General features: G+C 58.4%; 12 protein-coding genes. 8 read left to right on the plus strand and 4 right to left on the minus strand.

Features of this window, described 5'->3' with window-relative positions:
• The first annotated feature begins 51 nt into the window (after window positions 1–51).
• Window positions 52–174 carry a hypothetical protein gene (locus DR88_RS30235; protein WP_004146686.1) on the plus strand — a complete coding sequence of 41 codons (123 nt, stop codon included), beginning with the start codon at window positions 52–54 and terminating at the stop codon, window positions 172–174.
• Here DR88_RS30235 and DR88_RS23745 read toward each other — a convergent pair.
• Window positions 169–735, minus strand: a complete 567-nt coding sequence (locus tag DR88_RS23745; protein WP_004146685.1) for a helix-turn-helix transcriptional regulator — start codon at window positions 733–735, stop codon at window positions 169–171. The genes DR88_RS30235 and DR88_RS23745 overlap by 6 nt on opposite strands.
• A gap of 633 nt (window positions 736–1,368) precedes the next feature.
• Here DR88_RS23745 and pgaA point away from each other — a divergent pair.
• The 4 genes from pgaA to pgaD are packed head-to-tail and all read left to right on the plus strand — an operon-like array spanning window position 1,369 to window position 7,610.
• The gene (pgaA, locus tag DR88_RS23740; RefSeq protein WP_073980573.1) at window positions 1,369–3,816 is read left to right on the plus strand and encodes a poly-beta-1,6 N-acetyl-D-glucosamine export porin PgaA; all 2,448 of its coding nucleotides are present in this window, start codon (window positions 1,369–1,371) and stop codon (window positions 3,814–3,816) included.
• Between the two features lie 8 nt (window positions 3,817–3,824).
• The gene (gene pgaB, locus DR88_RS23735) at window positions 3,825–5,840 is read left to right on the plus strand and encodes a poly-beta-1,6-N-acetyl-D-glucosamine N-deacetylase PgaB (protein WP_025862243.1); all 2,016 of its coding nucleotides are present in this window, start codon (window positions 3,825–3,827) and stop codon (window positions 5,838–5,840) included.
• Complete coding sequence (gene pgaC, locus DR88_RS23730) at window positions 5,833–7,161, plus strand: poly-beta-1,6-N-acetyl-D-glucosamine synthase (protein WP_002885393.1); 1,329 nt, start codon at window positions 5,833–5,835, stop codon at window positions 7,159–7,161. Before pgaB ends, pgaC begins: the two co-directional genes overlap by 8 nt.
• Window positions 7,161–7,610: a poly-beta-1,6-N-acetyl-D-glucosamine biosynthesis protein PgaD gene (pgaD, locus tag DR88_RS23725; protein ID WP_004177775.1), complete on the plus strand. Its 450-nt coding sequence runs from the start codon at window positions 7,161–7,163 to the stop codon at window positions 7,608–7,610. The genes pgaC and pgaD overlap by 1 nt, the downstream gene beginning before the upstream one ends.
• A gap of 45 nt (window positions 7,611–7,655) precedes the next feature.
• On the opposite strand, the gene DR88_RS23720 is transcribed toward pgaD, so the two are convergent.
• Entirely contained in the window at window positions 7,656–8,441 is a 786-nt protein-coding gene (locus DR88_RS23720; RefSeq protein ID WP_002885391.1) for a DsbA family protein, read from the minus strand.
• 225 nt (window positions 8,442–8,666) lie between these two features.
• Here DR88_RS23720 and DR88_RS23715 point away from each other — a divergent pair, with 225 nt between their 5' ends.
• From DR88_RS23715 to cbpM, 3 genes are all read left to right on the plus strand, one after another.
• Window positions 8,667–9,350, plus strand: coding sequence for a TerC family protein (locus DR88_RS23715; RefSeq protein ID WP_025862242.1), 684 nt, complete (start codon window positions 8,667–8,669; stop codon window positions 9,348–9,350).
• Window positions 9,351–9,495: 145 nt separating this feature from the next.
• A complete protein-coding gene (cbpA, locus tag DR88_RS23710; RefSeq protein WP_025862241.1) occupies window positions 9,496–10,413 on the plus strand; it encodes a curved DNA-binding protein in 918 nt (305 codons plus the stop codon).
• Entirely contained in the window at window positions 10,413–10,718 is a 306-nt protein-coding gene (gene cbpM / locus DR88_RS23705; protein WP_002885324.1) for a chaperone modulator CbpM, read from the plus strand. The genes cbpA and cbpM overlap by 1 nt, the downstream gene beginning before the upstream one ends.
• 374 nt (window positions 10,719–11,092) lie before the next feature.
• Here cbpM and DR88_RS23700 read toward each other — a convergent pair whose 3' ends face one another.
• Window positions 11,093–11,464 (minus strand): plasmid partitioning/stability family protein, encoded by a 372-nt coding sequence (locus DR88_RS23700; RefSeq protein ID WP_004186571.1) that lies wholly within the window; start codon window positions 11,462–11,464, stop codon window positions 11,093–11,095.
• A 9-nt stretch (window positions 11,465–11,473) separates the two neighbouring features.
• The gene (parM, locus tag DR88_RS23695) at window positions 11,474–12,430 is read right to left on the minus strand and encodes a plasmid segregation protein ParM domain-containing protein (RefSeq protein WP_004146678.1); all 957 of its coding nucleotides are present in this window, start codon (window positions 12,428–12,430) and stop codon (window positions 11,474–11,476) included.
• Window positions 12,431–12,448 lie beyond the last annotated feature (18 nt).

Below are 12,448 nucleotides of genomic sequence, written 5' to 3' on the forward strand. Positions count from 1 at the left end.
AAACCGCATTGGCGGTAAATACTTCCAAAGAGCTCCGGAATTATATGCCGAATGCCATCATCGATACCGCCGGGTATCGACGGTTGTACCTATCAATATCTATTTAATTTATTAGATTTTCGTCAACAAATACCTTGCGATAACATCCATTCTCTGTACAGCGAAGCTTCATAATGAACGTTCGGTCTGCTCCAGCAGCTTATTTCGAAAGATAAATAAGCAAGCTTCATTAAAATTATCTAACCCCAACCGCTCATAAAGCGCAGTACGCTTGCGGTAAAGGCTTTTTAGTGACGTATTGAGATCGACGGCCACCTCCTCCATGGTCATCCCCGCCATGAGTAAACGTAACATTAACTGTTCAGACAAACTTAAGCGCAGATCGTCAAACCACTCTTTGGTCAGACGCTTGCTATTCATCTCCAGAAAAAGGCCAAATAATGTCGCCATATCCGCGGGTGATAATGACATGTTTAAAAACGATTTCAGGCTCAGTAAATGCTCTTCCCGATGGCGCATATCGAGGACGATACAACATATTCGCTTTCTGGATTTCGCCGCTGCCAGCACGAGATAATCGTAATGGCAAAGCGGCGAGCGGCTATCAACCAGCAGAGAGACTTCATCAACCTCATTATCTAAAATCGCTTTTCCGCTAGAATCTAACTGAATGATATCAGGAAAAAAATTCTTAACACCTTGAAAAAGATAGTAATCCTGGGTAACCAATATCATTAAAGTTGCCACAAATCGTCCCTTTAACATTTAATCAACAAATTCTCGTCAACCAGACGTTTTCCCTCCCCCTATGGAACGCTTCGCATGGCGGTGAAAATAACGAGACCTGTGATTTATCATTAGCGCGGCATCTGAATCTGGCTGTGAAAACCCTCCTTGCGTTCTGACAGGAAATAAACAGATTGATTATAAATAAAAAAAATCCACAGAAAAGATGCTTTTTTTGCTATTGAGAATTTTTGTCAGAAATCATCTTAAATATTGCCTAAAAAACTCTAACCCCAACTAAATATAAGTCACACCGCCATTTTGAAACAAAATTCCACCTGACTTTCTTTTTTATTTATATCAGTAGGTTAAAGAAATCAACTTGAACACTTCCGTTCGAATGAAGTCGATTTTACAGAATTATCTTAAAACGCAGACCATAATTTATCCATATTTATCGGTTGCCGTATCGGGTATAAATTACCCATTCATTTATCAACAGGAGATATGTTTATTAGTTTGCAATAGGTCATTCACCTGCAGTGCCAGTCAGCTAAATGGGACCATCCTCATCCTTTAACTCACCGTCAAAGGACGGTCGTGTTGTGCAATGGATTCTTGATGAACATATGGCAAATAGAAATGGAAAGATCACCTTATTCAAATACGTTATTGTTTAATCGCAACACGAAACTCTCGCTATCAATCGGCTTGCTTTTGCTCTTCCCGGCGCTGGTTCAGGGAGCGGATTCGCTCTATGACCAGCAAATCTTGCAAGCGCGCCAAGGCCAGTACGCCCCCTTTCTCAGTTACCTTCAGCAGTACCAGCTGCGGCATGCCTTAACCCCTTCTCAGGTGGCGGACTGGCTGCAGGTGGCACTCTGGGCCGGTCAGGACGATGAAGTGGTGAAAGTCTGGCGACGCTACCAGGTCTATATGCCGCTTCCCGCACGGGGCACCGCCGCCGCGGCGCAGGCCCTGCGCAACCAGAAGCAGTGGCAAACCTCGCTCACCCTCTGGCAGCAGGCACTCAGCCAGGCCCCTGGCAGCGACGACTATCGTATCGGCTATATCAAAACGCTCGCCGATGCCCGCAAGGACGGCGAGGCGCTCAGCGAAGCGCGTCGCCTGGTGGCGGAGCAGGCGAGCGTTGCGCACCTGCAGACGCTCTCCTATGTCTACCTGCGGCTGGGCAAAAGCTGGGACCAGCTGTTGGTGGACACGCAGATCCTCGATCGTGATCCGCAAAACAAAACCGCGCTGGCCAGCCTGATGGCGACCCTGACCCGCAACCGGATTGATTCCCCTGCTCTCGGCCTGGCGAATAGCGTCGAACTGACGCCTGCGGAAAGGCGTAACTTACAGTTGAACGCCGCCGCCGAACTGGTGCGCCTTGCCGATACCCCTTCCCGCGAAGAAAAGGCGCGTTACGCGCTGGCCCGCACGGCGCTCACGCAGTATGACGCGATGATCGCCGCCTGGCACCCCGACCCACAGGCTGCGCCCGACATCATCCGGGCGCGTATTGATCGTCTGGGCGCGCTGTACGCCAGCGCCGAGTACGCGCAGGTCATCCGCGAATACCAAAGCCTGATCGCCCAGCAGCGGGCCGTTCCCGGCTGGGCCATCGGCTGGGTCATCTCCTCTTTTATCGCCCTTAAGCAAGTTGAGCCTGCGCTGACGCTTATCCACCAGCATCCTTCGTGGCTGACAAGCCAACAGAATGAGGAACACGAGCTTTTCTACGCTCTGCTGGACACCGGTCAGTACCCGGCGGCGCAACGGTATGTCGCCCGCCTCACCAGGAATGCGCCCTACATCCGTCGTCTCTACGGCTCGCCAACGCCGCAGCCGAACGACGACTGGCTCACCGCACAGTCGCTTAACGTGCACTATTTAGCGGCTACCAACGACCAGCCGCAGGCCGAAGCCCGAATGCAGCGCCTGGCGGCGACGGCCCCTGGAAACCAGGGCCTGCAGATAGACTATGCCGCCCTTCTGCAGGAGAGAGGATTGCCACGGGCAGCCGAACGCCAGCTAAAAGCGGCGGAATCTCTGGAACCCGCCAGCCTGCAGCTGGAGCGCCAGCAGGCCTGGGTCGCCCTTGATCTGCAGGAGTGGCGGCAAATGGATCTGCTGACTGACGACGTCGTCGCCCGCTCGCCACGGGATCTGAACACCCAGCGCCTGGCCAGAGCGCGCGAGATCCATCATCTCTCCGAGCTGCGCCTGAGCGTTGGCAAAGGGCTGCATTCCGACAACCCGGTGAGCGGCACGCACGACCTCAGTTTTGAGACGGCGATCTACAGCCCGCCGCTAGCCGACAGCTGGCGGTTGTTCGGCGGGCACCGCTTCGCTGAAGGCAATTTTGAAGAGGGGAAAGGCAGCCGTCGCCAGCTGTTTGCCGGTATTGAATGGCGTCCGCGCGACTACTGGGGCGAGCTTGAGCTCTCCAGCGTCAATTTTCACGGCGAGAACAAGCCCGGCGTCCGCCTTTCCGCCGCCCATGACGTTAGCGATCGCTGGCAGCTGGGCGGCGAACTGGAGCGGATTTCGCAGCAGACGCCGCTGCGCGCGTTACGCAACGGCGTCAGCGCCAACCGCGGCGAAGGCTGGCTGCGCTGGTCTCCAAACGAACGCCGGGAGTACCGCTTCAGCGCGGCCGCCAGCCGGTTTACCGATCGCAACCGCCGCCAGGAGTACACCCTCTCCGGTAAAGAACGCCTCTGGCAGACGCCGTGGTTAACGCTGGATCTGCAGCCCGGTCTGTCGACCAGCGCCAATAGCCGCACCGACACCGCCTACTACAGTCCGGCACGGGACCTCGCTGCCACCGCGGCGCTGGCCGTCGATCACACGCTTTACCAGCGCTATGACACCGTCTGGAGCCAGCAGTTACTCGCCGGCGGCGGCAGCTACTGGCAAAAAAATCACGCCGCCGGGGCGATCACGGTGCTGGGTTACGGGCAGCGCCTGCGCTGGAACAACGTCGTCGACACCGGGGTGATGCTGAACTGGGATAAGCGCCCCTACGACGGCAAACGTGAAAACAACCTCGCCATCACTCTTGATGCAAATATACGGTTTTAAGGATGACCATGCTGAACACGACCCTGCGCAACGGCCTGATGCTTCTCATCTGGCTGTGCCTTATCTTCAGCGTGCGTGCTGAGGAAGTCCCCTTCCTCGCCCCGCAGCAGCGCCCCCAACTGGAGGCCAATCAACCCTGGCCGGCGGATCGCTTTCTGGTGCTGGCCTACCATGACGTCGAAGACGATGCCGCCGACCAGCGTTATCTTTCGGTGCGCACCAGCGCACTCAATGAGCAGATCGCCTGGCTGCTGCATAACGGCTACCATGCGATTAGCGTTCAGGACATTCTCGATGCGCATTATGGCTTAAAGTCGCTGCCGCCCAAGGCTTTTCTCTTCAGTTTTGACGATGGTTACAGCAGCTTTTACACCCGCGTCTGGCCGCTGCTTAAAGCCTGGAATGTTCCGGCGCTGTGGGCGCCGGTGGGCAGCTGGGTGGACACTCCCGCTGGCCAGCCCGTTAATTTTGGTGGCCTGATGACGCCGCGCGAGCGCTTCGCTACCTGGGAGATGGTGCGCGAGCTCAGCCGCTCGCCGCTGGTGGAGATCGGCGCGCACACCTGGGCCTCGCACTACGGTCTGCCGGCCAATCCGCAGGGCAGCCGCGAGCCTGCCGCCGCCAACCGCGGCTGGGATAAAACCACCGGCCGCTATGAAAGCGACGCGCAGTTTACCCGGCGAATGACCGATGACGTGCAGAAAGTGACGGCGAAAATCCATGAGGTTGCCGGGAAAACGCCGCGCGCCTGGGTGTGGCCCTACGGCGCCGCCAGCGGCAGCACCCTGGCCATCGCCAAACAGCAAGGGTATCAGCTGGCGTTTACGCTGAACGACGGCCTGGGCAACGTGAAGGATCTGGACAATATTCCACGCCTGCTGATCGCCGGTAACCCGTCGCTCAAGGCCTTTGCCAGCGCCGTGACCCAGATTCAGGAAGCCGATCCTGTTCGGGTGATGCATGTGGATCTGGACTATGTCTATGACCCCAATCCCGTCCAGCAGGCAAAGAATATCGATAAGCTGGTGCAGCGCGTCTATGACATGAAAATCAGCCACGTCTTTCTGCAGGCCTTCTCCGACCCGCAGGGCGACGGCACGGTCAAGTCGCTCTATTTCCCCAACCGCTGGCTGCCGATGCGCGCCGACCTGTTTAACTTCGTCTCCTGGCAGTTGCAGACCCGCGGCAATGTGAAGGTTTATGCCTGGATGCCGGTGCTGGCCTTCGATCTTGCCTCAGATCTGCCGCGCGTTCAGCGCTGGGATCCGCAAACCGGGAAGGCGTTACTTACCCGCCAGCCGTACGTCCGTCTGTCGCCCTGGGATCCCCGGGTTCGCCAGCAGATCACCGACATCTACGAAGATCTGGCCCGACACGCCAGCTTCAGCGGGATCCTGTTTCACGACGACGCCGTGCTGACCGATTTTGAAGACGTGAGCCCGGAGGCGGTCGCCGCCTGGCGGCAGACGGGTATGGCGCACGATGCCGCCCCGGTGCCCCAACGTCCGCAAGAGCGCCAGGCATGGATGCGTTTCAAAAGCCAAACCCTGACCCGCTTCACTCTGGATCTACGCCAGGCAGTGCAGGCCATCCGCGGCCCGCAGGTGAAAACGGCGCGTAATCTCTTCGCCCTGCCGATCCTGGAGCCGCAAAGCGAAGCCTGGTTTGCGCAGAATCTGGATGATTTCCTTGCCGCCTATGACTGGACGGTCCCCATGGCGATGCCGCTGATGGAGTCCGTGCCGATCGACGCCAGCCAGGCCTGGCTGACGCGGCTGGTGCAGGCCGTCGCCCGCCACCCGGGTGCGCTGAAGAAAACCATCTTTGAACTGCAGGCCAGAGACTGGAATCGACGCCAGCAAAACGCCATTCCCGACCAGCAGCTGGCGGACTGGATGCGTTTGCTGCGGCTGAACGGCGTCAAAAACTACGGCTACTACCCTGACGATTTTATTAACAACCAGCCTGATATCTCTCGTATCAGGCCGCAATTTTCTTCCTGGTGGTACCCTGACCATGACTGATCGCATTATCGCATTGTGCATTTTATGCCTCGTATTCGGGCTGCCGTTAGGTGTCGCAGCGGTATTTACCGGCGAGCTTATCCTCGACTTTGTCTTTTTCTGGCCGCTGTTTATGTCAGTGTTGTGGATCACCGGGGGTCTCTACTTCTGGTTTCAGCTGGAACGTCACTGGCCGTGGGGGGAGGATACCCCGCCGCCGACGCTGCCGGGCAATCCACTGATCTCGATCCTGATCCCCTGCTTTAACGAGGAGAAAAACGCCCGGGAAACCATCAGCGCAGCGCTGGCCCAGCGTTACGCCAATCTTGAAGTGATCGCGATTAACGACGGCTCTTCGGACAACACCGCCCAGGTGCTCCAGCAGCTGGCGCAGGAGGAGCCGAGGCTGCGGGTGATCCATCTGGCCGCCAATCAGGGAAAAGCGGTGGCGCTCAAAGCGGGCGCCGCCGCCGCCCGCGGCGATCTGCTGGTCTGCATCGATGGCGACGCCCTGCTGGACCGGGATACCGCGGCCTGGCTGGTCGCGCCGTTGATCCATTATCCGCACGTCGGGGCGGTCACCGGCAATCCGCGGATCCGCACCCGATCCACGCTGATCGGCCGCATTCAGGTTGGGGAGTTCTCGTCGATCATTGGGCTTATCAAACGGACGCAGCGGATCTATGGCCGGGTCTTTACCGTCTCCGGCGTAATCGCCGCCTTCCGGCGCCAGGCGCTGGCGGACGTCGGCTACTGGAGCCCGGATATGATCACTGAAGATATTGATATCAGCTGGAAGCTTCAGCTCCGCCACTGGGACATCTTTTTCGAGCCGCGAGCGCTGTGCTGGATCCTGATGCCGGAGACCCTCAAAGGGTTATGGAAGCAGCGTCTGCGCTGGGCCCAGGGCGGCGCCGAAGTCTTTCTGGTCAATCTGCGCCGCCTGTTTCACTGGCAGCATCACCGGATGTGGCCGCTGTTTCTGGAGTATGCCTGCTCCACGCTGTGGGCCTTTGCCTACGCGATCACCATTCTGCTGTTTATCCTCAGCCGCCTGATGCCGCTGCCTGACAATCTGGCGGTGCATAGCCTGTTTCCACCGGAATTCACCGGCATGCTGCTCGGCCTGATGTGCCTGCTGCAGTTCGTCGCCAGCCTGTATATCGAGCGGCGCTATGAGAAAAAGGTCGCCAAATCGCTGTTCTGGGTGATCTGGTTCCCGATGGTCTACTGGATGATCGGCCTGCTGACCACGCTGGTCGCTTTTCCGAAAGTGATGGTGAAACGTCAACGTTCCCGCGCGCGCTGGGTGAGCCCGGACCGGGGAAAAGGAAGCCTGTGATGAATGAAAATACGCTCATCTTAACCGAACATCGGGTGCTGCCCCGGCTGGTCGACGCCGGCTTAACGCTGCTGGCCTGGCTCGGTTTTCTGTTCTTTCTGTACGCCAATTTGCTGATGCAGTTCATCGCGCCGCCCTCTCCGCGCTGGGAATCGCTGATGGACTCCCTGAATACGGCGCTGGTGTATCTGCTGATTGCCGCGCTGAACGGCTGGCTGTTGATCCTCTGGTATCACTACAACCGGCGCCGCGCCCGTACCCGGCGTCATACCGCGGTGCTCGCTCTGCGCGACGATGAGCTGGCGAGCAGCTTTAACGTCGCGCCGCAGATTATCTCGGAGATGAGCCGCTATAATTTGCTCACCGTTTACCACGATCAAATCGGGCAGATTATTGATTTAAAAAGCCACGCGTTACCGCCGCCGCAGGAAGAGAGCGATGACGCATGAGAGCAAGGCCGCCGTCGGCGGCCTGGACAGGTAATACGCCGGGGATTAGCCGCCGGCTTTTTTGATGGCGGCTTCCAGCGAGGCTTTGTCTGCCAGCCCCGGGAAGACGGTGATGCTGGCTTCCGTGGCGCCTGTGGTCGGCATCACGATCACGCCCGGCGTGCCGCTCAGACCAATCTCCTGCGCCAGATCGTTTATGCTCTGCAGCACCGGTTCGACGTCGGCGGCCTTCTTCGCATCGAAGCCGGCTTTCTTCGCCTGCTGCTGGATATCCGCCGTCGTCAGCTTGCCTTCGTTATGGCCGGTAGCGTAAATCCCGTTATGGTAGGCCAGATAGGCATCCGCCCCTTTCTGCTGATAGATCTGCAGGCCGGTTTTTGCCGCCTCCAGCGAGCTTTCCCAGCGGCCGCCGAAAATCGGCCACTCTTTGAAGGCGAAGCGGGTCTGCGGGTGCGCTTTAATCACCTGCTCCATCACCGGCGCCAGACGGCTGCAGTAGACGCACTGGTAGTCGAAGAATTCGATCACTGTGACTTTGCCGTTGGCCGGGCCGTAGGTCGGGGTATTTTTATCCTGGGTCAACACGGCGGCGTTCTTCAGCACCGCCTGAGTGGCCGCGCTGGCCTGCTGCTCAGCCTGAATTTGCTGCAGTTTCTGGCTCGCCTGCAGCAGGACTTCCGGGTGGGCAACCAGATAGTCGGCGGCGATTTTGCCGATTTTCGCCTCCTGTTCCGGGGTGAAAGTCGCCGGCGCGTCAGCGGCAGAGGCCATCGCCGGCAGTAAGACAGCGCTCAGCAGGGCGACAGAGAGGTATTTCTTGTGGCCAGACATAGTGGGGATCCTTGCGATAAGTGAACGGCAGGTGAGTCTGGGTGACAAAATATCACCCTTTTTCGCCGAAGCCTTGCCCAACGGCGCCTTGATTCGTAACTTTATTTTTCAGGCTCTCTCTTTCCCGCGCGATAGCGCAGGTCTGCGCCAGTGGTCAACGCGGCCCAGGCGGAGTACCCTGCGCAGCGGTTTTTCTTGCTCTTTTTTCAGGTGGTTTCTCTCGATATGTATGCATTTCTTCAACAATGGGACATGGCAGTGATTATGCTGCAGATTGTCGCCATCGACTTACTGCTGGGTGGCGACAATGCCGTGGTGATCGCCATGGCCTGCCGCAAACTGCCGCCGCAGAAACGCACCAAAGCGATCATCATCGGTACCGTGGGCGCCATCCTGGCGCGCGTTCTGCTGCTGGCGATCGCTTTGTATCTCCTGTCGCTGCCGTGGCTGAAAATAGTCGGCGCGCTGCTCCTGCTGTGGATTGGCATCCAGCTGGTCAGGAATGAGGAAGAAGAGAGCGAGGTTAGCAGCTCTGGCAGCCTGTGGCGCACCGCGATCACCATCACCGTTGCCGATGTGATTATGTCGCTGGATAACGTACTGGCGGTAGCTGCTGCGGGGAAAGGGCACATTGCGCTGGTCGCCCTCGGCGTGGCGATCAGCATTCCGGTTATTGTCGCCGGCAGCAAGCTGGTGCTGGTCCTGCTCACCCGCTTTCCCGCGGTGGTGGTGCTGGGCGGGATGCTCATCGGCTGGATTGCCGGGTCAATGCTGGTCAGCGACCCTACCATTCGCCGGCTGTTTCCCAGCGCCGGCGAGGGCACCGCGCGCCTGGCTGGCACCGTCGGCGCGCTGCTGGTGCTATTCACCGGATGGCGCCGCCGCCCACGGCCGCAGGCGAAAGACTAATCTTATCCACGGCGCCGTCGACCCCGACGGCGTCAAGTTTCCGCCACTTTTCTTCCCCGTCAGGGCGCATTTGCCCTACGCTTTATACTGACGCCTGTTCCAGGGAATATGTAACCACCGCACTGAGCATAGATGAGAAAAAATCATGGAATTGAAGGATTATTATGCCATTCTCGGGGTGCAACCAACCGACGATCTGAAAACCATCAAGACCGCCTACCGCCGCCTGACGCGCAAATATCACCCCGACGTCAGTAAAGAAAACGATGCCGAAGCCAAATTTAAGGATCTCGCCGAAGCCTGGGAAGTCCTGAAAGATGAGCAACGGCGCGCCGAATACGATCAGCTCTGGCAGCATCGCAACGATCCCGGCTTCGGTCGCCAGCGACAGACCCACGAGCAGAGCTACAGTCAGCAAGATTTCGACGACATCTTCTCCTCCATGTTTGGCCAGCAGGCGCATCAGCGTCGTCGTCAACACGCGGCGCGCGGCCACGATCTGGAGATCGAAGTGGCGGTGTTCCTTGAAGAGACGCTGGCCGAGCAGACGCGCACCATCAGCTATAACCTGCCGGTGTACAACGTGTTTGGCATGATCGAAAGCGAAACGCCGAAAACGCTGAATGTGAAGATCCCCGCCGGGGTAGTCGATGGTCAGCGTATCCGCCTAAAAGGCCAGGGGACGCCGGGGGAGAATGGCGGCCCGAACGGCGATCTGTGGCTGGTTATCCACATCGCCCCGCATCCGCTATTCGATATTGTCGGTCATAACCTGGAGATCGTCCTGCCGCTGGCGCCATGGGAGGCCGCGCTGGGCGCGAAAGTGACGGTGCCCACCCTGAAAGAGAGCATTCTGCTGACGGTGCCGCCGGGCAGTCAGGCAGGGCAGCGACTGCGTATCAAAGGGAAAGGACTCGTGAGCAAAACCCACACCGGCGATTTGTTCGCCGTTATTAAAATAGTGATGCCGCCAAAACCAGATGAAAAAGCGCGTGAGCTCTGGCAACAATTGGCCGCCGCCGAAGCCAGCTTCGATCCGCGTAAGACATGGGGGAAAGCCTGATGGCTACAGTAACAGTGACGTTTACCATTACCGAATTGTGCCTGCGTACCGGGGTGTCGGAAGAGGAGCTGACGGAGATCGTCGGCTTAGGGATGATTGAGCCACACCAGCCGCAGGCGGACACCTGGCTGTTCGACGACAGCGCGGTGACAATCGTGCATCGCGCGGTACGCCTGCGTAACGAGCTGGAGCTGGACTGGCCGGGAATTGCGGTGGCGCTGACCCTGCTGGATGAGAACGCGCGGCTGACCCGCGAAAATCGCCTGCTGCAGCAGCGCCTGGCGCGCTTCCTCGCCCACGGATAGGGGTGCCATCCCGGGTCGTGGCGTTCCGTCTTCGCGCCGGGTGGCGGCTACGCCTTACCCGGCCTACAAATGACATCGAGCCCACCCATTGCACTGGATCCGTAGGCCCGCGCAAGCGTAGCGCCGCCGGGCATGGCTACAGCCAGGGAGCCGCCTGTATGCCGAATGGCGGCTACGCCATACCCGGCCTACAAATGGCACTGGACCCACCATTGCACTGGATCCGTAGGCCCGCGCAAGCGTAGCGCCGCCGGGCATGACCCCAGCCAGGGAGCCGCCTGTTTGCCGAATGGCGGCTACGCCATACCCGGCCTACAAACTAAGCGCAGCGCAAGCCGGGGAGTTTCCCGGGTCGCGCAAACCGGGAATAGCGCTTAATCCGGTAACGAACCGGCGAGATTACGCGCGGAGACGCTCTCGCTCACCGGCGCGGGCGGCTCCGGCGCCTTAGCCGGGGCGGCTGCTGGCGCGGCTGCCGGGGCGGGAGAGGCCGGCTGGATCTCAAGGAACGAGGCCAGCATCTTACGCAGCGTTTCCGGTTTAGTATCTTCCGCCAGCAGCGCCGCCAGCATCGACGGTAAGCGGCTATCGACTTCCCCTAACGCTAGCCCCGCCAGCAGCGCGGTACGCGACATATCGCCGCGGTCGCCACGGTGATGGGCCTCAATTTTTGCGTCCGCGAAGCGCTCGCTGGCGCTGATATCCGGGCGCAGGTAAATCAGCACTTTTCTGCGATCCAGAGTCATAGACGCTCCTTAACCAATAATTTTCAGACCACGCACCAGGGCAAACTGCGGCTCTTCAGCCACCACGAAACGATCCTCGCGCAGACCCATCCGTTCACGAATGGCGTCGGCAACCAGCGGCGCGCCGCCGCCAATGACGATCGCGTGCGAATAGCCTTTAAAGCTATCGATGGCCGTCAGGACACGCGTGGTCAGACGTTCGATACTGTTATTGATCACCTTCTTCACCTCAGAAACCGCATCCGGATCGTTGATGTTGTCGGTCAGGTATTCTTCGTCGTGGCGGTTGATGATTATCTGGTCGACGTTATAGCTAGAGGTGTCGGTATTCGCCCGGGCCAGCGCCAGCTTAACGGCGTCGGTCACCAGCGATACGCCCAGCTTCGGGTCGCCGTAAATGCGCGAAACCGAGGTCATCTGCCCGGCGACCATTGAAATATCCAGCGTGGTGCCGCCAAGGTCGATAATCAGCACCGAATGCGACGGTTTCAGCTCATCACACAGGCTAATGCCCGCCGGAATCGATTCCGGGCGCACGGTAACTTTAGTGATATTGAACACCACGCCTTTATTCAGTTTAACGTCGCGCAGCAGGCTCTTTTTCTTGCGCTCAATATTGTCGAGGCGATATTGCGCATCTTCATCATAAAATTCGGTCAGCGGCAGGGTGACCACAATTTCAACATCCTGCGGTTCCAGACCGCTGGTCAGCAGCGCATGATGGACAGCGATGGAGTTCAACGGGCTATATTGCCAGTCAATGTTATTGGTTGGGAGCGCATCGGGAGTGATCAGGTCGAATGAGTACTTTTCATCATCCACCGTGTAGTTAAAAGGCTTCCCCGAACCGAAGGTGGCAGACCAGCCGCGTTTAAAACTGTTGGGGCTGATATGGGTGAAAGTTTCGCCATCTTGCTCCCACAGCATTTTGATATTGGTTGAACCATCATCGATAAAAATGCGCATTGCATTGCTCCATCACTG

Source organism: Klebsiella pneumoniae (genome assembly GCF_000742135.1).
Taxonomy (GTDB): Bacteria; Pseudomonadota; Gammaproteobacteria; order Enterobacterales; family Enterobacteriaceae; genus Klebsiella; species Klebsiella pneumoniae.